Here is a 22,542-nt window from a genome sequence, read left to right on the forward strand (position 1 = left end):
TTTTTTTCTTTAATCTTTATGTCTTCGGACCTCGGACTTTCCGACTTCGGTCTTTTTTATTACCTGAAACACCTGGGGCATTCTAGTATATTTTTTTTCCTTATTTAATCACCCTCAACCTCTAAACCTTACACCTTAAACTACCTTAGCTTAAGTGTTACAATGGTCATAATGGCCAACAGTATTCCAATGATCCAGAAGCGGGTAACAATTTTTGCTTCGTGATATCCCTTTTTCTGATAATGATGATGTAAAGGTGACATCAGGAAAATCCGGCGTCCTTCTCCAAACTTTTTCTTGGTGTATTTGAAGTAAGAAACCTGCATAATTACCGACACCAGCTCTACCAGGAATACACCACATAAAATCGGGATCAGCAACTCTTTACGGATCATCAGTGCAAAAGCAGCAATGATACCCCCTATAGCTAAACTTCCGGTATCGCCCATAAAAATCTGAGCGGGGTAAGAGTTGTACCAAAGGAAACCCACGCATGCCCCAACAAATGCCCCGGCAAAAATCATTAGTTCTGCTGAGTTGGGAATGTACATGATGTTCAGGTAATCGGCCATGATGGTATTACCCGAAACATAAGCCAGAATACCCAGTGTTATACCAATTACAGCAGAGGTACCCGTTGCAAGCCCGTCTATACCATCGGTAATGTTAGCGCCGTTTGAAACTGCAGTGATAATAAATACGGTAAAGGCCAGAAAAATGATAAAAGCATATTTCTGGTAATCGCCACCTAGAAACTTCAGCACTTTTGCATAATCGAACTCATTATTTTTATAAAAAGGCATATTGGTTTTACTCGATTTTACATCTTGCGTATAGTAAAATGTTTCACCTTTCTGACGCAGCACCATCGGCACCGACGAGGTATTTTTAACATTATCCTGAACAGTTTCGCGCACTACAATATTCGGATGGAAATACATGGTGGTACCCACGATTAAGCCCAAACCAACCTGGCCTACTACTTTGAAACGGCCGGCTAAACCTTCCTTATTCTTTTTGAAAACCTTGATATAATCATCCAAAAAGCCGATTGCTCCCATCCAGATTGTGGTAATAATCATCAGGATGACGTAGATATTGGAAATATTGGCAAAAAGCAAAGTAGGGATTAAAATACCAAGCAAAATGATGATCCCTCCCATTGTTGGTGTACCTTGTTTTTGCATCTGCCCTTCCAGACCTAAATTCCTTACGGTTTCGCCAACCTGTTTTTTCTGCAGATAATCAATTAACCTGCGGCCATATACCGTAGTAATAATCAGCGAGAGAATGATTGATACCGAAGCACGGAAAGTGATGTATTGAAACAACCTCAATCCGGGAATGTCGTAGTGCTTATGCAGGTATTCGAATAATAAATATAACATTAGCTGATTGGGTTTAATTGTTCAAGTAAAATCTCTTTATCATCAAAATGATTCCTAACACCGTTTATTTCCTGGTATTTCTCATGTCCCTTTCCAGCAATTAAAATAATATCGCCTGGCTGAGCCAAGTGACAAGCTGTTTTAATGGCTTCTTTTCTATCTAAAATTGATAATGTTTTACGCTTGTTGCTTGGCGATACACCGGCTTCCATTTCGCTGATAATCGTTTGCGGATCTTCAATACGGGGGTTATCAGAAGTCAGAATCACTTTATCACTCCAATCACAAGCCACCTGCGCCATCACCGGACGTTTGGTTTTATCGCGATCTCCACCACAGCCAATTACCGTAATCACCTGCTCGGTACCTTTGCGGATATTGGCAATGGTACTCAGCACATTCTGCACTGCATCTGGAGTATGCGCATAATCCACAATACCGATAATCTTATCTGGCGAGGTGATATAATCAAAACGGCCTTCAGCTCCAGACAAGCTACTTAACAGCGTCAACACCTTCAATTTATCCTGCTCAAGCAAAACAGCTGTACCGTACACCGCAAGTAAATTATAGGCATTAAATGAGCCAACCAGTTTAAAATAAACATCCTCGTTATCGATATCCAGGTGCAAACCGCTAAACTGATTTTCGATAATCTTAGCTTTGAAATCAGCCAACTGCTTAAGCGCATAAGTTTTTTTATGTGCTTTAGTGTTCTGCAACATCACCATACCGTTTTTATCGTCGGTATTGGTTAATGCAAAGGCCGTTTTAGGCAAGCCATCAAAAAATGCTTTCTTAGCTTTCAGGTAACTATCAAAAGTTTTATGAAAGTCTAAATGATCATGTGTAATATTCGAAAATACGCCACCTGCAAAAGTTAAACCCTCAATCCGGTGCTGAGCCACTGCGTGCGAGCTTACCTCCATAAAGCAGTAATCGCAGCCTGCATTTACCATATCCCTTAACAGCTGGTTAAGTGCAATCGGGTTTGGTGTAGTATGCGTAGCAGGCACCACGGTATCGTTAATGTAATTTTCGACCGTTGATAATAATCCTGTTTTATATCCCAGGGCTTTAAATAGCTTAAATAAAATGGTTGCAATGGTGGTTTTTCCGTTTGTACCGGTAATGCCAACCAGCTTCAAATCAGCTGAAGGATTACCAAAATAATTACCAGCCATAATGCCCAAAGCAACCGAAGTGTTATCTACTTTAATGTAGCTTACTTCTGCATTTGGATTTTCGGGCAGATTTTCGCAAACAATCACGGTAGCTCCCTGAGCAATAGTCTGATCGATAAACTGATGGCCATCGGCCAGTGTACCTACTACTGCAAAGAAAACATCAGCTGCACCTACCTTACGCGAATCGAAATTCAGCGCATTGATTTCCCTATCGGTTTTACCAACCAATTCTTTAATCGTTACACCGTAAAGTAAATCTTGTAATTGCATTTTTTTTATTCTTAGTATCAAGTATTTAGTATCAAGTATCAAGACCTAAAGCCCTTAAACCTTTTACCTTACACCTTAATTCAATTCTATTTGTACACCTAATCCCTTACCCACTTTTGTACCAGCAGCTATCGACTGACTGATTACTTTGCCTGATCCGAAAACCTTTGTTTTTAACCCCGCATTTCCTAAAAGATACAAAGCATCTTTAAGTCCCATTCCCGCTACGTTTGGCATTACACCTTTACGCTCGTTATTCTCCTGAAAAATGGTTCCTGCACTAGTATCTATTATATTGTAATATTCAGATTTTGACGCAAAAAGCGGCTTAAACCCGAATGCTTTATATACTTTTTGTGTAGCCTTACTTTGCCCGGCTTTTGTTGGCGGCGTACCGGTATTACCCACCAAACGGGTAGGCACATCATTGTACATCTGCATGTCGCTGGCATAAATGCGGTCGGCAATTTCTCTAAACACCGGACCTGAAACCGAAGCACCATAGTAATCGCCTTTAGGATCATTAATTACTACGATTAAAGAATACTTAGGCTTATCGGCCGGAAAATACCCTACAAAAGAAGCCTGATATTGTTTTTTTGCTTTATACCCCTTATTCGCATCAGCTACCTGAGCCGTACCCGTTTTACCGGCAATCGGGTATAAAGGATTGTAAACAATCCGCTTTCCGCTCCCCTCGGTTACCACGCCTTCCAGCATTTTCTTGATCTTGCTCAGAGTAACATCTGAACAGATTTTGTCATTCATCACCCTGGCTTTAAACTGCTCGATTGGGTTCCCAAGTCTTCGGATTTCCTTCACAAAAATTGGCGCTACCATTTTACCATTGTTAGCCACTGCATTATACAGGGTAAGCATTTTCAACGGCGTTAACTGCATTTCATAACCATAAGCCATTTGCGGCAGGGTCATGTTTTTGTTCCAGCTTCGGTTCGCTTTTATGTTCTTAACCACCGGTGTTGCCTCTCCCGGGATTTGCAGATCCATTTTTTTGTTCAGCTGCCAATCATACAGGTGATCGGTAAATTTCATCGGATCGCTACCATAGTGCATATTGATCAATTTCGCAATCGCAGCGTTTGAAGATTCTTCAAATGCTTTTTTAGCGGTAACTGTTTCAATTTTCGGGTGCGAATCTTTAATCAGCTTACCAGGAATCTGATAATAACCTGTACCGATCATGGTATTGGTATCAATCAGCTTATCTTCCAAGAGCGCCATGTAAGAGGCGAGTTTAAAAGTTGAACCGGGATCCTGGTTACCTGCAATGGCATAATTAAATTTCTCTTTATAAACACCTTCTTCCACTTTAGAGAAATTAGCTACTGCCCTGATTTCGCCCGTTGCCACTTCCATTAAAATCACTGTACCGTGATCGGCCTGCGATTTAATCAACTGCTTTTCTAAAGCGCTTTGTGCCAAATCCTGCATATTCACATCGATGGTAGAAATGATATCAGCTCCATCTTTAGGGGCAACTTCCGCCTCTTCATTCACCGGAATATAAACCCCACCAGCAATGCGCTGCATGAGTCTTTTTCCGGTTTCGCCGTTGATATATTCTTTATAAGCCCCTTCTAAACCTACCCCATTGGCCACGTTCTCGTTTTTATAACCAATTGTACGGGCCGCTAAAGCCTGAAAAGGAAGAATACGTTTATTTTGCTGCACCGCAATTAAGCCACCACTAAACTTACCAATATTATAAAGCGGAAAGGTCCTGATCGTTTTCAGATCGGCATAACCCACTTTACGGTGAATTAATAAATAACGCGCACTATCCTGACGACCTTTACGCAGGTAACGGGCATATTCTTTAGCGGTTTTATCCTGAAAAATCTGCGCCAGTTTATAACCCAGCGAATCTACCTTTTCGTTAAACACTTTATCCTCAGTAATACCACCGGCAAACATATCCATACGCAACTCGTACTCCGGAATTGAAGTAGCCAGCAAACTACCATCATTAGAGTAAATATTACCACGGGTTGCCTCCACACTCACATATCGCGTAGAAAGACTATCTGCCATAGCTTTCCATTTTTTCCCCTGTACAAACTGCACCTGACCGAGGCGTAAAAACACCGCGAAAGCAAAAAGCACAATTAAGCCAAATGCCAGATATACACGAAGCAAGATGTTTGCTCTAATATTCATCGCTTTTAACAATTATTTTTTTTGGTGGTTCAATCAGTTCTTTTATCCCCAGGGTATCAACCTTTTTAGCAACCTCCGTCAGTTTACTTTTAAACATCAGATCGGCCTTTAGCGATTTATACTCCCATCGCAATTCTTTTACTTCTTTATTTAACTTATCAATGCGGCGCACATTGTTTACCGCAAAATGGCTATTGGCAATGTAAACCATCCCCAGAAAGGCCAAAAAACACAAATAAGGCAAAGCATCAGTTGCCGCCTCTTTACTTACTAATCCATCATTAAAAAGCTTGCTGATAAAGGAATTACTATCCATCTTCTCTTCAGCAGTTTTTGGCTTTTTGGGCGCAGCTTTTAATTCTGGCTCAGGTCCAACTTCCTCTTCTTCTATCTCCTCTCTAAACCTGTTCATATTTTTTCTGCAATTCTAAGTTTCGCACTACGAGCCCGATTGTTTTGTGCAATCTCCTCATCAGTGGCTATAATCGCTTTACGTGTAATTACATTAAACGGCTTCTGCTGGTTCCCGAAGAAATCTTTCTCTACCTCACCCTGAAACTTACCTTTAGCCATGAAGTTTTTAACCGGCCTGTCTTCCAGGGAATGATAAGACATGACCACCAAATGCCCACCAGGTTTCAACACCTCAGCTGCTTGTTGTAAAAAATCTTCAAGCACCTGAATTTCTGCGTTCACCTCTATTCTGAGCGCCTGAAAAACCTGCGCGAGGTATTTATTTTCTTTTCCTTTAGGAATATTGGCCGATATAGCCGATTTTAAGCTATCGATATCAGTAAAGGGTTTCTCCAAACGCGCAGTAACAACAGCACGAGCCAAAGACTTCGCATTCTTCACCTCACCATAAATCCCAAAAATTTTATGCAACTTATCTTCTGTATAGGTATTGAGAATCTCGGCAGCAGTTAAATTACGGTGCTGATCCATGCGCATATCCAAATCCGCATTATGACGGATTGAAAAACCACGCTCAGGCACATCAAACTGATGAGAAGAAACCCCTAAATCAGCCAGAATACCATCTACCTGTCTGAAACCTTTTAAACGCAGGTTATTTTTCAAGAAACCAAAGTTCTGATCGATAAACACGAAACGATCATCAGCAGGAATATTTGCCTGCGCATCCGGATCCTGATCAAAAGCAATTAAAGTACCTTTCGGACCTAAATGCTTTAAAATTTCTCTGGAATGGCCGCCACCACCAAAAGTAACATCCACATAAACCCCATCAGGCTTAATATTCAAACCATCGATACAAGGCTGCAACATTACAGGCACGTGGTAATTATTCTCCATCCGAACCTCCTTTCTTATCGCCCATTACTTTTTGAGCCAGACTGGCAAAATTCGCCGGCACATCATCAAAAATATCTTCGTAAGATTTTTTATCCCAAACCTCGATGCGATCTAACTGGCAAGCCAAAACCAGATCACTACCGATACCTGCATACTCAACCAAAGATTTCGGCAACAGCACACGACCAGCAGCATCAAGCGAAAGCTCAGTTGCCCCACGCGTAAAAGCCCTCACAAAGGCACGGTTTTCCTGATCGTAAATATTAAGCTTGGCAAGGTCGGCTACAACAGCATCCCAAACATTTTTAGGATAGATAACCAGATTTTTCTCAAAACCACGGTTAATTATGAGCCCATCATTCTCGGCATTAGGCAATTGTTTCTTAAGCGCAGCAGGCACCATAAGGCGACCTTTTGCGTCAAGTTTACAATCAAATTCTCCTAAAAGTTGGGTCATAGTGGTATCTACACTTTTTATCTAGTGTAAAAGTAAAGAGTTCTACCACTTTTTACCACTTTTTACCACAAAAAAGTTTTCCACATCGTTTTTGTTACAATTTGGAGGATGCAATATAGCCAGAATATATAGATTGCCATACTCAAAAACCCACTACAAGCTGATAATAAGGCAATTAAAAATAATTTAACCAAAAGTGTCACGCCGGCCCATTTTTACCTGAAAATTCTAAGGTTTGAACTAAAAGCGCTCATTTATAGGTTTTAAAACCTCCCGATCACCCCCATTTTTTAAGCTTAATTATTCAATTTTTGGGAAAATCTCCCACTTTCCAAATATCTCATGAGAGGTGGCGATTACGCAAACGTTTGCCCGTTATTTGCATTTTCTTTATCGGTTGTTTATCTCTAATTTGGGTTAAACTCACCTTTAAACACCAAAAATGAAAACCAAAATCCTGAAAATGATGCTGGCGCTGACTTTAAGCACTTCCATCGGTTTTGCCCAAACAAGCAAGTCCGGTAATCTCGCTTTAAACAGTATCATTCCTAAACCATTATCGGTTAGCGCCCATACTGGTAAATTTGAATTCAAACCTACCACACCTATTTATTACCAACCACAAGCGCAGGCACCAATAAGCGTATTCATTGGTCAACTGGCCGGTAGCACTGGTGTAAAAGCTAAGACTTTACCCCTAACCAACCAAAGCCAGGGCATTTTATTTATGGTATCAGATACCTTGAACAGCCTGGGCGAAGAAGGTTACCGCATCAGGATTGCGCCAACTGCCATCAGCGTTTATGCCAAAACTGGTGCAGGGATATTTAATGCCACTCAAACCATCAGGCAGTTATTGCCAATACAGATTGAAAGCAAAACCAATGGCAACACCGTATGGAGCATTCCTTGCGGTGAAATTACTGATAAACCACGCTACAGCTGGCGCGGTTACATGCAGGATGTTAGCCGCACTTTTTATGGCGTAGAGGTGATGAAGAAATATATGGATGTGATAGCATTGTATAAATTAAATGTATTGCACTTACACCTAACCGACGACCAGGGCTGGCGGATCGAAATTAAAAGGTATCCGTTGCTAACCAGTACCAAAAACCACTGTATTTGATAAAAGCACCAATCAACCTGCCGAAAGAAGTGGATTTTATACGCAGGATCAAATCCGCGAGCTGGTTAAATATGCAGCACAACGAAATATTACCATTATTCCTGAAATTGATGTGCCCGGTCACTCCTGGCCTACCGTGTTGGCCTATCCCGAACTGGGCGTAAACCAAAACCGTAAACCAGATTATGTATTTCCGTTTCTGGATTCGTGGTCGCATTGGGGCAACCAGTTTACCCCAAATACCCTCGACCCAACCAATGAAAAGGTTTACGAATTCTTAGATGGGGTATTTACTGAACTAGCCGACCTTTTCCCTGCGACTTATATTCATTTCGGTGGAGATGAGGTAAGGCATGTATTGTGGGAAAAGGAGCCACACGTGCAGGCCTTCATGAAAGAGAAATCGTTAAAGAATACCAACGAGCTGCAAAGTTATTTTGTACAGCGCATTTCTACCATTATTAAAAGTAAAGGCAAAAAACCAATTGGATGGAACGATATTTTAAGCGATGCAAAAAACCTGACCAAAGAAACAGCAATTATGTCGTGGCTGGGTGATGAGGCTATTGCCGACGCCGCAAAGAATGGCTTTTATGCAGTAGCCACACCTACCGATCCGCTTTACTTCGACATTACCCAGGCCGACCGTAACGATGGTACCATGAGCGATCTGGCTTACGGCAACATCAATTCTTTAGAAAAGGTATACAATTACGAACCGGAAACAGGCTTAAATAAAGATGAAGCAAAATTTATTTTAGGCGTACAAGCCAATCAATGGACTGCAATTACGCAAGACTTGAAAGACATGAATATACAGAATTTCCCACGTTTAATGGCCCTGGCTGAAATAGCCTGGATACCAAAAGGGAATAAAGACCTGGATAACTTCAAAAAACGCTTAGCCAACAACCTAAAGCGCCTTGACTTGCTCAAAATAGATTATTATAAACCGGGTGGCTATATTTCGGGCAAATGGACAGCTCAAGAAATTAGCAGCGAATACCAGCCCCTTAGCTGGGACGTGACCAAAAAAACCTATGCAAACGGCCGCATTACCACAGGGTTCTTTTATACCAACGGAGCTAATTTCATGGAAATCAGAAAGGTGGAACTGCTTCAGGATGGCAAAGTTGTAGCGCAGGATGAACACATTGGAATAGCCGATAAATTTAGGGGCACCAATAAGGTAAAAACATTTTTATATCACCTGCAGCTTAATCATTATAATCCGAAGGCTAAATACGAACTGAGAGCAGAAGTTAGGGGTATTAAAGGAACTGAAAGCTACGGCAATTTTACTTATAACCTGAGCCCGGACGATCGGCTGAATGTGGTAGAAAACAAATAATAATCCTGTTTCCAATATGTGCATGAATTCGTGTGCATATTGGATTTGAAATAATCGAGCTCATCCTGGCGGGTTGTTGCCGAATTTCATTTAATTACAAAAGTGCGTGCAGATAATTGGCAGTATCCAAAAGCCCATTCCTACGCAGGCTTTCTAAAACTTCGTACTCATCCATAGCAGGGTTTTTCCTATTGAGAACCATCTCTCTGAAAGCCTTAATTGCCTGTTCTTGATTCAGATCAATAATATCGGTGAGAAAATCGTCGGCACTTTTCGCCTTTATACCAAAAATATCAAGGTATTCCTCCGGAAAATCCTTTAGGCTATTGGTAACAATCGCATTTGTCTTGATTGCGGCGGCCAGTACGTGGCGGTCATCCTCATCCGGAAGTTCCAGCTGTCCAACGAGCACCAGATAATTCTCAACTATTGCATCAGGGAAAGCCAGGTTTGCTTTTTGCACACGCTTCTGAGCTTCTTTTTCTTCAACTCCATGTCTAAGCATTACCTCTTTCCACTCACCAAATATATTAGCACTCCACTTTGGCGTATAAAGATCAAAATGTGCAAACCAGAAAAGCAAATCCCTTATCACAACCGGATAAATCACATTGGTATCGAGCACAGCTTTAAACCTTACACTATGAATCATACAACCCAAGCTCTTCGTCAAACCCCATGATATCGATAATGTTCTTTTTCTGTTCAGCCTTCATCTTCTCCTTGTAAGCCAAAACATCCTCGAATTTAATTCTGCGATGCTTGCCTACTTTGATAAAGTCGATCGCACCTTCTTCTAATAGCTTGACCAAATATGGCCTTGAACAACCCAGAATTTCGGCGGCCTTTTGGGTAGTTACTTCTGTTGCCACCGGAACTATAGAAACAGGCTTTCCCTCTCCCATAGCCTTTAAAATATCCCCAAGAAATGCCAAAGCCCTTACAGGTATTTTAATCCTTTCACCAGTTTCTTCAATTTCTATCTCCGTTTGTTCAGAATGGATATTTGAAAGTATAGATGATAAAGCAGGAAAAGATTCTATCGCCGTTTTCTGTTCTGATTTGGAAGGTCGACGTAATTGTTCAATTGATATCATGTTGCTATTTTTTACAAAAATAAACGAAATATTCGAAATAAACGAAATATTAAAAATTAATTATCGCCAGCATTTCTCAATTTACTTATTTAGACTCATTAAAAATAATTTGGATAAGCGGGATTAAAACTATTTCTTTGTAGCAAAACAAATTCTGAAATACGTTCCCAGTCAAGGGTATATCTCCGCTAAATGAAATCAGCAGGCAATTCTAAAAAAATCGGTTGGGCAAAACACCAAAAAAGATGGTTCGGTAAATGGCACCTTTATTTGGGTATTATTGCAGGTGCAATAGTGGCTTTTGTGGGCGTTACAGGCAGTATTCTTGTTTTTCAGGATGAAATTGACCGGGCTTTAAACCCAAATTTGTTTGAAGTTATTGCTCAAAAGCAAAAAATGCCGGTCGAAGAGATTGTGCCCATCATTAAAAAGAACTACCCTAAGCTAAAAATCGACTACCTGATGCTGAATAACTTCAAAAACCCCAATGAAGCTTACAGTGTTTTGGATCTGAAAAGTGGTGAGGAAACTTTTATTAATCCTTATACCGGAAAGATAGGTGGCAAAAGAATCCACACCAGTTCTTTTATCCATGTGGTTACCGAATTGCACAGAACCTTATTAATCCCGGTTGCGGGCCGTTACATTTGCGGACTGGCTTCGCTTTGCCTTTTAATTTTAACCATTTCGGGCCTGCGTTTATGGTTGCCCAAGAAATGGAAACAACTTAAATCGGTACTTACGGTAAGGTTTAGCGGTTCATTTAAACGTCAAAATTACGACTGGCACAATTCGCTTGGTTTTTACTCCTCGCCTATTGTGGCCATACTGAGCCTAACGGGTTTTTGTATTACCTTTTCTACACTTGTTATTCCTTTCCTTTTCCTGTTGAATGGAAAATCCCCGCAAGGTGTAGCCAAGTTATTAGGTGCAAAATCGGCCTGGCATGCACAGGCTGTACCCTCGCCGCTTAGTGCGATTACAGCCGCAGATAAAGAAAAAATGCCCAATGCCCATATCGGCGGAATTGCTTTTCCTACAGACAAAACAGGCACTTACCGTTTAGATATGCTAAGCGGCGACCTCCCTAAAGTAGGTAAAAGGGAAATGCTGATTGTTGATCAGTATACCGCTAAAACCTTACTGAATAGCCGCAGCGATTTCCCGAATGTGGGCAATGCTTACCTCAGCTGGCTCACGCCTATCCACTACGGTAGCTTTGGTGGCCGGCCGACACAAGTTATTGCCATTATTGCCGGATTGATGCCACTGGCACTTTTTATTACGGGTTTTATTATCTGGTGGCCTCGCTATAAAAAACAAAAAAGAGGCAAAAAGAAGAAAACGACTAAAGCAGCTTTGAATGAAACATCAGAAACTCCGGTATCTGAAAAAGAATTAAAACCAGCAAAAATCAAAACACCGCTCCCAAAGTTGGGCAGATATTTCGTGGCGAATTTTAAAGTGGGCTTTAAATATGCAACTGTTATTTTGCTTGTAAGTTTTATAATGGGCGCACTTTATGGCTTGCCCTCGGGCATTATAATCCAGCCAGCTGTTTTCGTAGTCGCCTTTAGCGCAGTTATGGTATGCCTTAATTTTATATGTGCATTACTAGCCGAGCTTTTCAATCTCCTGTTTTTATTGCCATTTAAAAAGGGCAGTCATAGGCTAACCCGTTATTTTGCACTATCGGCCGCATTTTTGGTTTGTTACCTGGCTGTTTATATGGTATTGTTGAATACAGGTATGGAGATTTTCTAAAATATTTCCATAATCTGAAAATAGGGTTGTAACATCACTTCTTAACAAAACGACATCTGGCTTGCGATTGTCGGGGATTCATAGCGCGATAAACATTAAGGCGATTCAATACCTCGATATAATTCTACCTATTCCATCTGTTCGGTCCTGTACGCCAAACTGTTCGATAACGAACACCATAGCAACCCAACTACACACTTAAATAACTGATTATAAGCAAAATAATCAGAAATAATTGTTTTGGCACTTCCTTCGTTAACATGCTGTCAAGCGATACGAATGCAAAAAGAAACAGCAGCTCGGTTATCGGATAAACATTTATTAAATAAAATTAAGTTATGAAACGTTACCTCAAAACCCAAATTGCACTATTACTTATCATTTTATTACTGATACCTCTTTGCCCAACTCTTGCCAATGCTAAATTGCATAAGCCCATAAAAACCGGTAGGATTTCCCCTTTCAGAAAAATTTTAATAAAAGGAAATATTGAAGTGCTCCTGATCCAGAAACCTGGCCTTAACATTTCTTACACTGATGACAATGAGGGAAACGCTCTGGTAACACAACAGGGAGAAATACTTTCGATTACGGGCACCAGTACCACACGCTGCAAAATACGTGTTTATGTGAATGAGCTTTACAGAATAGAGGCCAGCGAAAATGCTATTGTAAAAACAGATGGAATTTTATCACTCAAATACCTCCAAATCATCTTAAAGGGAAACTCAAGTGCCGATATCAATACAACCAGTCAGCAGCTTTATACAGCCATTCACGATAAGTCTAAATTATACCTAAAGGGAAATACCGATACCCATTTTCTTTTTATGGATAAAACCCCAAGCCTCACCTTTGATCAGTTTGCGGTATTACGCACTCAGCTCATTGAATAATAAATTAATAACAAAAAGGCCTGGGAAATATCCAGGCCTCTTATTGGCAATTATTTAGCAGGAGTAATCACAATCTTCCTGTATTCAATCGGCATGTGGTCGCCCTGCAGGTAAATTGGTCCAGGTTCTCCCTCATTGCTATCTAAAGCCCCTCCTGTAATACCCGGAATTTCCTGATTACTGATGATGGTTTTACCATTGGCCACTACTGTCACCAGGCGACCTACAAGGGTAATATCATAGCTCTGCCATTCATCAGGGCCTAACGTAGCCATTTCATTGGCTGCCAGAAATCCGTAAACCCCACCGAAGAGTACACTGTTTGGATGTGCATCTTTCTTGCTGTCTTCAATCTGCACTTCATAACGGCCTCTTAAATACACACCACTATTTCCTCCTTTAGGATACCGGAACTCGACATGAAGCTTGAAATCATTGTATTTCTGTTCGGTAATCAGATTTGAACCTGCTTTAGGACTGGTTAAAATACCATCTTTTACGATCCATTGATTTTGACCACTGGCTTTCCAGCCGGTTAGATCCTTACCATTAAACAGGTTTACAGCCTTACCCCATGCCGGAGCAGTAGTTCTTTTTAAATACGGTGCTTTAACACCTTTCCAGCTATATTTTTTACCGTCACATTCAGTCATTGTTCCGCTGATTCCAGCATCGGTTAATTCGCCTTCCATAACCAAATTTGCAGTTCCACTCTCCCACTGTGGCGGAATTTCGAACCTGAAACTTTTGCCATCAAACTTTACTTCCGATACCGGGCGGGCACTGCCAGCTACAGATACAAAGTAACCTACTAAAGTTTTGGTGCCAGATAGTTTAACCTCGAGCCATGATGGCGCCTGTCTACCATTAACATCAACGGTTATATCCCAGCGGCCAATAAGGGCAGCGGGCTCGGCAACCAAACGATTATAATCAGCTTTAACCGGTGCTGAAGCAAATGTTTTTTCAGATAGACCTGCAATTAAGAGGCAACCTAAACCAAGCAAACAGATTTTTTTTCTCATAAGTGTAATTTCATTTATCAAGCAGTGCTTTTTATCTGCATCCTGCTATCTTTTTTTGTTAGGATAATTTAAGAAAGGTATAACTTATTTTCTTTTGCAGCAAACACATATTACGTGCAGATATGAAAAGGCCCTTGCAAATTAATCTGCAAGGGCCTTATTAATATTGATCTTTATGAATTATCCATTAATGGCTTTAACGCCAGGCAATTCTTTACCTTCCATATATTCTAATAAAGCACCACCACCTGTAGACACATAGCTTACTTCATCTTCCAAACCGAATTTCGCAATAGCCGCAGCCGAATCGCCACCTCCGATTAATGAAAACGCACCATTATCTTTAGTTGCAGCCACTACCGCATCGGCAACAGCTTTGGTACCCACCTGAAAGCTTTCCATTTCGAAAACACCCATCGGACCATTCCACAATAAGGTTTTAGAGTTTTTGATTACATCCTGAAATAATTCAGCAGTTTTTGGACCGATATCTAATCCCATCCAATCAGCCGGGATATGGCCCGCAGCCACATCTTGTTTAGCAGCATCGTTGGCAAATTTATCTGCAATTACGGTATCAATCGGTAAAATCAGATTTACACCTTTAGCTTTTGCTTTTTCAAGGAGCTCTAAAGAAAGTGCTTGCTTATCGGCCTCTAATAACGAAGTACCAATTTCTCCACCTTGTGCTTTGGCAAAAGTATAAGCCATACCACCGCCAATAATCAGGTTATCAACCTTCTCTAACAATTTCTCGATCAAAAGAATCTTGTCTGATACTTTAGCACCACCCATAATAGCAGTAAAGGGTCTTTCAGCGTGGTTTAAGATTTTTTCAGCATTTTCAACTTCCGATGCCATTAAGTAACCGAAGTATTTTGCATCAGGAAAAAACTGCGCAATAATCGATGTAGAAGCGTGTGCACGGTGTGCAGTACCAAAAGCATCGTTTACATAAACATCGCCCAATTTCGATAATTTTTCGGCAAAAGCTACATCACCTTTTTCTTCTTCTTTGTAGAAACGCAGGTTTTCAAGCAATAAAACCTCACCTGGTTTTAAAGCAGCAGCCTGGGTTGCCGCGCTCTCGCCAATGCAATCATCAGCAAATTTAACCTCAACACCGGTTAAAGAAGAAAGATCAGCTAAGATATGTTTTAAAGAATATTTATCAGTTGGTCCATCTTTCGGACGGCCCAGGTGCGACATTAAAATCACTGCGCCACCATCTTTTAATATTTTGCTGATGGTTGGTAATGCAGCCCTGATCCTTTTATCGTCGGTAATTTTAAATTCATCATCCAAAGGCACGTTAAAATCTACCCTGATTAATGCTTTTTTATCTTTAAAGTCAAACTGGTCAATGGTGTTCATGTTTAATTATTTTGATTTAAGTTTAATTTCATTTCGTAATGGAAACCGATACCCGGGATATCGAATTCGGGCGATTCGGTAGTAAAGCCAATCTTTTTGTAAAATGCTGCTGCCGTAGAGCGTGCATTGCACCACAAATAATCGGTTTTATATTCTTTTAAGTATTCGATAGCAAAGTTAACCAGCGCCGCGCCATATCCCCTGCCTCCGGCATCGGGATGTGTGGCCATTCCACGTAACTGATAACCTTCACCTTCTTCAGGAAAGAAGTCGTTGCGCATAAAAGTGGCTATTGACTTAATTTCTCCGTCTGCCCAAAAACCCAGGTGAAAAGTATCGTAGGCATCATCGCCTTCAAAAACACATTCTTGTAAGGGTTTGCCATTGCGTAAAACGAGGCTTCTTAAAGGCAGAACTTCTTCGGGAAGAATAAATTTGACCATATTTATTAGCAACAATTTAGCGCTAACTAACCATATATTGCGATATGGAAGCTCCGCTCAGGTTTGCAAAGTTAACAAAGCAATTGAAACACGGTTATAATATCAAGCATAAAGTTTTAACATTTTCGTGGTAAATTCGGTTATTGACCCAAACAAACCACATCCAAACATTTGGTTAAAACTGGATGCCTTATTTATGACTGGCGCATTAATTGGCTTCCAATTTTGGAAGGGATTTCCACCAAGCCAGTAACTTATCTTTTAAACCGCTTGCAATCTTAGACTCGCTGGCAGCCAAATTAGTGGTCTCCTTTTTATCCTTAACGATGTTATACAGCTGCATATCAGTGTTGTTACTGTTCATCAGCAATTTCCAATCTCCTTCCCGGATAGCAAGATTTGGGCTTTTATCAACCGCACGGGGATATTTATAAGCAATATCATTCCGCCCATATTCCCAAAATATCTCCTTATTCCTTGATGAGGGTTTTCCCATCAAAACCGAACTCCTGTCCATACCGTCGCCCTGATAGCTCTGAGGCAAACTAATGCCGGCCATTTTACTTAAAGAAGGCAAAAGATCCGTAGCTGTTACTATAGATAGATTGTCAGTTTTACCTTTGGCAATGTGCCCGGGCCAGCTGATGAGAAAAGGCATACAAATACCTCCCTCGTACAGCGAAAGTTTAGATCCCCTCAAGCCTGCTGCCCTGCTTCCTTTAAAACTCGGCAGCGGCCCGTTATCACTGGTAAAAATAACAATTGTATTCTGATCTATCCCGAGTGCTTTCAGCCCATCCAAAAGCCGCCCGATTTGCTTATCGTATTCTTTCAGTACCAGTTTAAAGGCAGCTTCTTCTTCAGGATTCATCGGATATTGACCTGTATATTCAGCTTCCTTTCTCGGCACCCAGGGTGTATGCACATCATCGGGCCAAAGGTTTACAAAACAAGGCTGGTTTTGATGTGCTTTTAAGAAGGCAAGGGTTTTATCTACAAAATACTTTGTGCGGTCGTAACGTTTAATGCTATCCTTGTCTGACCAGATCCAGTTGGTAGCGGTAATTGCCGGATCGGGATCGGGGCTTTCGTAAGTACTGGCATGCGCATCGTAACCATATTGATCAAAGCCTGGTGCATTTTTAACATCGCGACCGCCCCCCAGATGCCATTTACCAAAATGACCTGTTGCGTAGCCCGCATCTTTAAAAAACCTGGCCATACTTGGGGCTTTGGGATCGAGGAAATCGGCTTGTTCAGCGTCTTTATTGTGTTTCTTATTGTCGAGGTAAGTACAAAAATTCCATCTGCCCGGGTACATACCGGTAAGCATCCCCGCACGTGATGGCGAGCAGATAGGTGCCGCACTGTAATACTGGGTAAGCTTTAAGCCATTGGCCGCAATCCGATCGATATTAGGGGTGGGTACAAATTTACCACCAAAAGTGCCCACATCACTAAAGCCCATGTCGTCGGTTAAAATAATAATTACGTTGGGTGCCTTTGTTTTGGTTATCTTTTTCTGGGCATTTGCATTTAAGGTGCTTGTTAAAATCAAAATTGCCAACCATGCAAAGGTTATGGGCTCTTTATTCATGTTTTTGGTATTTAGTTTCAGTAGATTAACCAAATATAAACTTCTGATATTAACCAAAATGTAATGAATTGGATAGATTAAGACTGCTGAAAAAGAAACGATACTGTTAATTAAAACAGAATACCTTTAACGGTTGTTCATTAATTGTTGGCGAGAAAACAAAGTATGATAAAAGCAAGAAACATCCAAACGGCGGCGAAACTACTACTGGGCGCAGGCTTAATTGTAGCAGGAACCGGTCATTTAACTTTTGCACGAAAAGCCTTTCAGGCGCAGGTGCCTGATTGGGTGCCACTGCAAAAAGATGACACAGTAGTTTACTCTGGCCTGGTCGAAATTGCGTTGGGTGGCGCCATGCTACTGGCGCCGAAAAGACATGAAACGCTGGTTGGTAAAATTGCGGCAGGCCTGTTTATCGCTGTTTTTCCCGGAAATATTTCGCAGTATACCCATAAAAGAAGTGCCTTTGGCTTGAATACCGATACGAAGAGATTTTTGCGCCTGTTTTTTCAGCCGGTACTGGTATACTGGGCGTTAAAATCGACAGATTAATAAGCAAGTAAAATTTATCAGCTTAGACAATTCAGTACATTTAGGAAATTAGCCATATGGGAAGATAATATGTGATGTATAGTTATCAAATAATTTACCACCTTAGACAACTAAGCACACCTGAGCATTTGGTAAGACGAAAAATCTCCTGCCTGCTCCTGAAATAACCGTAGCGAATAAGCGGTCAATAATTTACCACCACAGACACCTAAGCACACCAGGTATTTGGACAAAACCAGATTAAGAAGATCAGTTTTTTTGCAACAAGTTTATTTTTTTTACCACATCAATTAAACGGCTGCTATAACCATATTCGTTATCGTACCAGCCTACCACTTTAACCATATCGCCTACAATAGAAGTAAGCAGTGCATCGAATACACAGGAATGAGGATTATCGATAATATCAATCGAAACAATAGGATCTTCGGTATATTGTACCAGGCCTTTAAGCTCATTTTCTGCAGCCTTTTTAAAAGCCGTATTAATTTCCTTAATAGTTGTCTTTTTCTTTAAAAGGCAGGTAAAATCGGTAAGCGATCCGTTTAAAACCGGCACCCTGATTCCGGCACCTCCCAAACGGCCATCCAGTTCAGGAAAAATATGCGTAATGGCTTTAGCCGCACCCGTTGTAGTTGGGATAATTGACGAAGAAGCTGCCCTGGCCCTTCTTAAATCTTTGTGGTTGGCATCGTGCAGGTTCTGATCGCCTGTCATAGAGTGGATTGTAGTAATATAGCCCTCTTCTACTCCCCAGTTATCGTTCAGAATCTTAATCATGGGTGCAATGTTATTGGTGGTACAACTTGCATTAGAAAGTACCGGACTACTCAAATCAATCTGATCGTCGTTAACCCCCAGTACGACCATTGGAATATCATCAGCTGCCGGGGCAGAAATTAATACTTGTTTGGCACCTGAGGCAATGTGTTTTTCGGCTGAAGAACGGGTTAAATTTCTGCCGGTGCAATCAATCACCAGATCAACCCTCAATGCCGACCAAGGCAATTCATCGGCATCTTTAATGGCAAAAACCGGGATAGAAAGGTTATCGATTACCAGTGCATCGGGTTTAGCCGAAACATTACCTGCAAAAACCCCATGAACGGTATCATATTTAAACAGGTGCGCCATTGTTTTGGCATCTGCCAGATCGTTAACCGCTACTACTTCAAAGCCCTCGGCCAATGCCAAACGTAAAAATGTTCTTCCTATTCTACCAAAACCATTTATTGCCAACCTCATGTTATCAAAAATTAGAGCGCAAAATTAGTATTAATTTATGAATTGAACAGGATGATATCATAAGATGGAAATGGGATGATGAAAGCTACTTTGTGGTATAAACAGACAGTTGTTAAGCTTTAGATTTTCGGAACAAACTTAAGGTAAGCAGTCCGTTAAAGACAGCGCAAATGCCTATAATGAGGCAAATGAGTACAAAGTTACCCAACCTTTGCAGGGCAATGGTAGCGACCAGAATAACGATATTAAGCGCTAATGAAGCAAGTACAATCCAGTTTGGTTTTAAGCCAAGCCGTTCTAAACGGTGGTGAATGTGGTTGCGATCTCCTTTAAAAGGCGAAGAACCTTTTAAAATGCGGATGCAAAACACCCTTAACGAATCGAATATTGGCACAATAAGTATAGCAACCGCAATAGCAGGTGCAGAATAAAAGGCCGGATGATTGTTACCGGTAAACTTATTAAGTTCAATGAATTTGATGGCCAAAGCAGCAGAAATTAACCCGATAATCAATGCACCGGTATCGCCCATAAAAATCCGGGCCGGAAACCAGTTATATTTTAAAAAACCCGCAATGGCCCCTGCCAGAGCAAAAGCAATAAAGGAGTAGGCAATCTGCCCCATGCTGGCGAACAATATACCAAATACCAGGCTTGTTAATATCCCAATTGCGCCCGCCAGCCCATCAATGCCATCAATTAAATTAAAGGCGTTATTTAAGAAGATAATCAGCGCGATGGAGAAAAGGCTACCCCATAAAGGAGGCATATCGCCCACATTCAATACCCCATATAAACTGGTTAGCCTAAATGCGCCAAAAAACACCAGAATAAAAGCTACCACAATTTGCAGAATAAACTTGGTGCTGGTATTGGTGCCATATACATCATCTTTTAAGCCCAAGGCAGCAAGGATGATACAGGATGCAATAACAAAATTGGCTTCTTTGAAATTAATAATTGCAGAGAAAAGCAAAATTGAAACGGTAAAACTACCTACAATAGCCAGCCCTCCTAAACGCGAAATGTTGTGCTTATGGGTTTTGCGGTGTAAGTCATTTTTATCAAAAAGCCCATATTTTAACGAAGTATAAATTACACTGGGCACACTTAAAATTACAGCCGAAAACGCCAGAATAAATATGGCGCTGTAAAAATAAGCGGGATTAGCGTGCAGTATATCTTTAAGCAAAACGGGATGAATTATGATCAAATGTAGGAAAATTTGCAGAATGAACTACATTAGTAACAAGCTATTAACATGACATAGATCAAGCATTTTGAAGAAAAGACATGATCAGACTCTACTCTTTTTAAGCTTAGAACTGCCTTAACTTGCTTAGTTTTTTCTTTACCAATACCCAGAATGGATGCGGTATTTTATTCCTCCTGAGTGACTTATAATCATTTACAAGCGCAAGCCAGCGGTTATGCAGCGATTTATTACTCACTCCTCCCACACGCATATTAACCATAAGCATGGGCAAATAAGCTGTTTTAATTTGATGGGTATAGAGGAACCTAAGTATTAAATCGTAATCTGAAGTGGTTCCTAAATTTAAGGCATAGTTACCGTGCTTTTCGAATAACGATCTTTTTAAATAAAGTGTAGGGTGAGCAGGCATCCACCCCTTTGCCAAATCCCTAAAATCAGCATTTTTTGATCGCCACTTTCTTACAATTTTATTTGTAACAGGGTGTATATAATTTAAATCGCCATGCAAACCAGCTATTTCGGGCTGGTTTTTAAAAGTTTCTGCTACAGCAGCCAATACGTCTGGTCGCGAAAACATATCGTCGGCGTTTAAAATACCAATAATATCGCCGGTTGCTTTTGCTATACCTTTATTAATAGCGTCGTAAAGTCCATGATCAGCTTCTGAAACAAAATAATGGATAGTGGCCTGGTTTTCGGCTATAATGCCCAGCGTATTATCTTTCGATCCGCCATCAATTACTAAATATTCTACATCCGGGTAAGTTTGAGACTTAACAGAATTAAAACATTCCTGCAAAAAAGCTTCGCCATTATAAACGACAGTGATGAGGGATATTTTCATAATTAACCAATCGGTCATCAACTAGCATGGATGCAAAAGCTGAAGCCCGGGTAAATATAAAATTAAGTAAGGATACGCAGAAGAGATAATTTAAAGAAAGCAATTCAGGGTTTATTTCTTTTTCTGATGATAAAGATGCCGAATACCCCTGCCGCAGCACCAAAGAGCCAGGAATGATCGTCGAGATTGCATTCTACCATGGTATATGTTCCTACATAGCCTTCCAGCAGAGCACCCGATTGACATCCGTTAACAAGGCCTAAGATATTAAAAGTATAAGTGGTGCAAACACCACAGTTAAAAGAGCCTGATGGATTGGGGGTCCAGGAACAATAATTAGAACTCAAACTTACCCCAGAAGCCGCACTATATGATGGATTACCCCCCAACAATAATTTAAGCACGGCATTAACCAAAGCATCCTCTGGGGTTTGATATACGATGTTTTGAGATGGTATTAAGCAACCTGTTGCTGAGCCTTGAGCAAAACTACCCAAAGAAATTAGTGAGGTTATTAGAAAAACGCATAGAAATTTCATGTATCAATTGTAGGATACACGAAGTTACCGCCTTCATAAACTAAAAAGCTCGTTCGTTTTGTTCAAGAAGAACAGGACTTTTAATCTTAGGATTTAGCTTGCTTTCTAAATGCTGAATAAACTAATACAATAGAAGTACTACAAAGAACCCAATCAAAATCATCTAATGGCACATTACATACTTTTAGTCGAATCTCTGATATGACCCCATTTTTATTTTGAAAAACAGTGCCACTATTATCATAAATAACACAATTTGTTCCTCCTTTATTGTAAATATAGTAAGTATCGCACTCAACATCTGAGAAGTTTCTATTATCTACGACATAAGGCGTTCCATTATATGCGGGTATGCTGGTACCGCCATAAGGATCTTTATTGCCGATAGAATTAGGGTATAAACGTGTATCACCATCGGTTAAGCAGCCTGTTACTGACGACTGAGCCTTACCGTAATAACTAGAAAAAACTAAAATCGACAGACTTAAAAAAATTACTCTACAAAAAATCATAAACAAAGAATATAGTATCATTAATACTACAATATTTTGCAAATATTGTGAATTAAGATGCTATGTACGAAGCAGCTTTTCCCGTGGTTTTTAAAAACGACAATCAACAGACAATCGAAATGTCCAATATTTTACGCAGAACAAGCGACAGTGTAGCTTAAGGC

At 40.6% G+C, this 22,542-nt stretch carries 21 protein-coding genes and 1 pseudogene; 5 read left to right on the forward strand and 17 right to left on the reverse strand.

Annotated elements, in window-relative coordinates; all coding sequences use genetic code 11:
* Positions 1-140: 140 nt before the first annotated feature.
* The 6 genes from mraY to mraZ all read right to left on the reverse strand — a co-directional run bounded on the left by mraY (position 141) and on the right by mraZ (position 6,794).
* Complete coding sequence (gene mraY / locus OC25_RS06930) at positions 141-1,388, reverse strand: phospho-N-acetylmuramoyl-pentapeptide-transferase (RefSeq protein ID WP_039473413.1); 1,248 nt, start codon at positions 1,386-1,388, stop codon at positions 141-143.
* Complete coding sequence (locus OC25_RS06935) at positions 1,388-2,845, reverse strand: UDP-N-acetylmuramoyl-L-alanyl-D-glutamate--2,6-diaminopimelate ligase (RefSeq protein WP_039473418.1); 1,458 nt, start codon at positions 2,843-2,845, stop codon at positions 1,388-1,390. The genes mraY and OC25_RS06935 overlap by 1 nt, the downstream gene beginning before the upstream one ends.
* Before the next feature lie 75 nt (positions 2,846-2,920).
* Positions 2,921-5,023, reverse strand: a complete 2,103-nt coding sequence (locus OC25_RS06940; RefSeq protein ID WP_039473421.1) for a penicillin-binding protein — start codon at positions 5,021-5,023, stop codon at positions 2,921-2,923.
* Complete coding sequence (locus tag OC25_RS06945) at positions 5,013-5,435, reverse strand: FtsL-like putative cell division protein (RefSeq protein WP_039473423.1); 423 nt, start codon at positions 5,433-5,435, stop codon at positions 5,013-5,015. Before OC25_RS06945 ends, OC25_RS06940 begins: the two co-directional genes overlap by 11 nt.
* Positions 5,432-6,337 carry a 16S rRNA (cytosine(1402)-N(4))-methyltransferase RsmH gene (rsmH, locus tag OC25_RS06950; RefSeq protein ID WP_039473425.1) on the reverse strand — a complete coding sequence of 302 codons (906 nt, stop codon included), beginning with the start codon at positions 6,335-6,337 and terminating at the stop codon, positions 5,432-5,434. The genes OC25_RS06945 and rsmH overlap by 4 nt, the downstream gene beginning before the upstream one ends.
* Complete coding sequence (gene mraZ, locus OC25_RS06955; RefSeq protein ID WP_039473427.1) at positions 6,327-6,794, reverse strand: division/cell wall cluster transcriptional repressor MraZ; 468 nt, start codon at positions 6,792-6,794, stop codon at positions 6,327-6,329. The genes rsmH and mraZ overlap by 11 nt, the downstream gene beginning before the upstream one ends.
* A 442-nt stretch (positions 6,795-7,236) precedes the next feature.
* Between mraZ and OC25_RS28435 the strand changes: the two genes are divergently transcribed.
* Together OC25_RS28435 and OC25_RS27300 are read left to right on the forward strand one after the other, a co-directional pair.
* Positions 7,237-7,923, forward strand: a complete 687-nt coding sequence (locus tag OC25_RS28435) for a family 20 glycosylhydrolase (protein ID WP_052266015.1) — start codon at positions 7,237-7,239, stop codon at positions 7,921-7,923.
* A 16-nt stretch (positions 7,924-7,939) separates the two neighbouring features.
* Positions 7,940-9,274, forward strand: a pseudogene (locus OC25_RS27300) (beta-N-acetylhexosaminidase); the annotation flags it as partial.
* A 94-nt stretch (positions 9,275-9,368) separates the two neighbouring features.
* On the opposite strand, the gene OC25_RS06965 reads toward OC25_RS27300, so the two are convergent.
* Together OC25_RS06965 and OC25_RS06970 are read right to left on the reverse strand one after the other, a co-directional pair.
* Positions 9,369-9,926: a PIN domain-containing protein gene (locus tag OC25_RS06965; protein ID WP_039473430.1), complete on the reverse strand. Its 558-nt coding sequence runs from the start codon at positions 9,924-9,926 to the stop codon at positions 9,369-9,371.
* A complete protein-coding gene (locus OC25_RS06970; protein WP_039473432.1) occupies positions 9,916-10,371 on the reverse strand; it encodes a helix-turn-helix domain-containing protein in 456 nt (151 codons plus the stop codon). Before OC25_RS06970 ends, OC25_RS06965 begins: the two co-directional genes overlap by 11 nt.
* A 192-nt stretch (positions 10,372-10,563) precedes the next feature.
* Here OC25_RS06970 and OC25_RS06975 point away from each other — a divergent pair, with 192 nt between their 5' ends.
* Both OC25_RS06975 and OC25_RS06980 read left to right on the forward strand, forming a co-directional pair.
* Positions 10,564-12,135 carry a PepSY-associated TM helix domain-containing protein gene (locus OC25_RS06975; protein ID WP_052266017.1) on the forward strand — a complete coding sequence of 524 codons (1,572 nt, stop codon included), beginning with the start codon at positions 10,564-10,566 and terminating at the stop codon, positions 12,133-12,135.
* 338 nt (positions 12,136-12,473) lie between these two features.
* Entirely contained in the window at positions 12,474-13,031 is a 558-nt protein-coding gene (locus tag OC25_RS06980; RefSeq protein WP_039473434.1) for a GIN domain-containing protein, read from the forward strand.
* Positions 13,032-13,081: 50 nt separating this feature from the next.
* On the opposite strand, the gene OC25_RS06985 is transcribed toward OC25_RS06980, so the two are convergent.
* The 4 genes from OC25_RS06985 to OC25_RS07000 form a co-directional block, all read right to left on the reverse strand.
* A complete protein-coding gene (locus OC25_RS06985) occupies positions 13,082-14,056 on the reverse strand; it encodes a 3-keto-disaccharide hydrolase (RefSeq protein WP_039473436.1) in 975 nt (324 codons plus the stop codon).
* Positions 14,057-14,236: 180 nt separating this feature from the next.
* Entirely contained in the window at positions 14,237-15,430 is a 1,194-nt protein-coding gene (locus tag OC25_RS06990; RefSeq protein WP_039473438.1) for a phosphoglycerate kinase, read from the reverse strand.
* Positions 15,431-15,432: 2 nt separating this feature from the next.
* Positions 15,433-15,873: a GNAT family N-acetyltransferase gene (locus OC25_RS06995; protein WP_039473441.1), complete on the reverse strand. Its 441-nt coding sequence runs from the start codon at positions 15,871-15,873 to the stop codon at positions 15,433-15,435.
* A 208-nt stretch (positions 15,874-16,081) separates the two neighbouring features.
* A complete protein-coding gene (locus tag OC25_RS07000; RefSeq protein ID WP_039473443.1) occupies positions 16,082-17,470 on the reverse strand; it encodes a sulfatase family protein in 1,389 nt (462 codons plus the stop codon).
* A gap of 165 nt (positions 17,471-17,635) precedes the next feature.
* On the opposite strand from OC25_RS07000, the gene OC25_RS07005 reads away from it, so the two are divergent.
* Positions 17,636-18,022 carry a DoxX family protein gene (locus OC25_RS07005; RefSeq protein ID WP_039473446.1) on the forward strand — a complete coding sequence of 129 codons (387 nt, stop codon included), beginning with the start codon at positions 17,636-17,638 and terminating at the stop codon, positions 18,020-18,022.
* A 249-nt stretch (positions 18,023-18,271) separates the two neighbouring features.
* Here OC25_RS07005 and gap read toward each other — a convergent pair whose 3' ends face one another.
* The 5 genes from gap to OC25_RS07030 form a co-directional block, all read right to left on the reverse strand.
* The gene (gene gap / locus OC25_RS07010) at positions 18,272-19,267 is read right to left on the reverse strand and encodes a type I glyceraldehyde-3-phosphate dehydrogenase (protein ID WP_039473448.1); all 996 of its coding nucleotides are present in this window, start codon (positions 19,265-19,267) and stop codon (positions 18,272-18,274) included.
* A gap of 112 nt (positions 19,268-19,379) precedes the next feature.
* Entirely contained in the window at positions 19,380-20,459 is a 1,080-nt protein-coding gene (locus tag OC25_RS07015; protein ID WP_245221921.1) for an MraY family glycosyltransferase, read from the reverse strand.
* Between the two features lie 127 nt (positions 20,460-20,586).
* Entirely contained in the window at positions 20,587-21,327 is a 741-nt protein-coding gene (locus OC25_RS07020; RefSeq protein WP_039473910.1) for a glycosyltransferase family 2 protein, read from the reverse strand.
* 104 nt (positions 21,328-21,431) lie between these two features.
* Positions 21,432-21,866, reverse strand: a complete 435-nt coding sequence (locus tag OC25_RS07025) for a hypothetical protein (RefSeq protein ID WP_156131413.1) — start codon at positions 21,864-21,866, stop codon at positions 21,432-21,434.
* Between the two features lie 86 nt (positions 21,867-21,952).
* Positions 21,953-22,399: a hypothetical protein gene (locus tag OC25_RS07030; RefSeq protein ID WP_039473451.1), complete on the reverse strand. Its 447-nt coding sequence runs from the start codon at positions 22,397-22,399 to the stop codon at positions 21,953-21,955.
* Between the last annotated feature and the right edge of the window lie 143 nt (positions 22,400-22,542).

It is taken from the genome of Pedobacter kyungheensis, from assembly GCF_000812965.1.
Lineage (GTDB): Bacteria > Bacteroidota > Bacteroidia > Sphingobacteriales > Sphingobacteriaceae > Pedobacter > Pedobacter kyungheensis.

Excerpts from the sequence above, each read along its gene's own strand:
- mraY (WP_039473413.1), bottom strand. The coding sequence starts at position 1,388 with ATGTTATATTTATTATTCGAATACCTGCATAAGCACTACGACATTCCC.
- OC25_RS06935 (WP_039473418.1), bottom strand. The coding sequence starts at position 2,845 with ATGCAATTACAAGATTTACTTTACGGTGTAACGATTAAAGAATTGGTT.
- OC25_RS06940 (WP_039473421.1), bottom strand. The coding sequence starts at position 5,023 with ATGAATATTAGAGCAAACATCTTGCTTCGTGTATATCTGGCATTTGGC.
- OC25_RS06945 (WP_039473423.1), bottom strand. The coding sequence starts at position 5,435 with ATGAACAGGTTTAGAGAGGAGATAGAAGAAGAGGAAGTTGGACCTGAG.
- rsmH (WP_039473425.1), bottom strand. The coding sequence starts at position 6,337 with ATGGAGAATAATTACCACGTGCCTGTAATGTTGCAGCCTTGTATCGAT.
- mraZ (WP_039473427.1), bottom strand. The coding sequence starts at position 6,794 with ATGACCCAACTTTTAGGAGAATTTGATTGTAAACTTGACGCAAAAGGT.
- OC25_RS28435 (WP_052266015.1), top strand. The coding sequence starts at position 7,237 with ATGAAAACCAAAATCCTGAAAATGATGCTGGCGCTGACTTTAAGCACT.
- OC25_RS06965 (WP_039473430.1), bottom strand. The coding sequence starts at position 9,926 with ATGATTCATAGTGTAAGGTTTAAAGCTGTGCTCGATACCAATGTGATT.
- OC25_RS06970 (WP_039473432.1), bottom strand. The coding sequence starts at position 10,371 with ATGATATCAATTGAACAATTACGTCGACCTTCCAAATCAGAACAGAAA.
- OC25_RS06975 (WP_052266017.1), top strand. The coding sequence starts at position 10,564 with ATGAAATCAGCAGGCAATTCTAAAAAAATCGGTTGGGCAAAACACCAA.
- OC25_RS06980 (WP_039473434.1), top strand. The coding sequence starts at position 12,474 with ATGAAACGTTACCTCAAAACCCAAATTGCACTATTACTTATCATTTTA.
- OC25_RS06985 (WP_039473436.1), bottom strand. The coding sequence starts at position 14,056 with ATGAGAAAAAAAATCTGTTTGCTTGGTTTAGGTTGCCTCTTAATTGCA.
- OC25_RS06990 (WP_039473438.1), bottom strand. The coding sequence starts at position 15,430 with ATGAACACCATTGACCAGTTTGACTTTAAAGATAAAAAAGCATTAATC.
- OC25_RS06995 (WP_039473441.1), bottom strand. The coding sequence starts at position 15,873 with ATGGTCAAATTTATTCTTCCCGAAGAAGTTCTGCCTTTAAGAAGCCTC.
- OC25_RS07000 (WP_039473443.1), bottom strand. The coding sequence starts at position 17,470 with ATGAATAAAGAGCCCATAACCTTTGCATGGTTGGCAATTTTGATTTTA.
- OC25_RS07005 (WP_039473446.1), top strand. The coding sequence starts at position 17,636 with ATGATAAAAGCAAGAAACATCCAAACGGCGGCGAAACTACTACTGGGC.
- gap (WP_039473448.1), bottom strand. The coding sequence starts at position 19,267 with ATGAGGTTGGCAATAAATGGTTTTGGTAGAATAGGAAGAACATTTTTA.
- OC25_RS07020 (WP_039473910.1), bottom strand. The coding sequence starts at position 21,327 with ATGAAAATATCCCTCATCACTGTCGTTTATAATGGCGAAGCTTTTTTG.
- OC25_RS07025 (WP_156131413.1), bottom strand. The coding sequence starts at position 21,866 with ATGAAATTTCTATGCGTTTTTCTAATAACCTCACTAATTTCTTTGGGT.
- OC25_RS07030 (WP_039473451.1), bottom strand. The coding sequence starts at position 22,399 with ATGATACTATATTCTTTGTTTATGATTTTTTGTAGAGTAATTTTTTTA.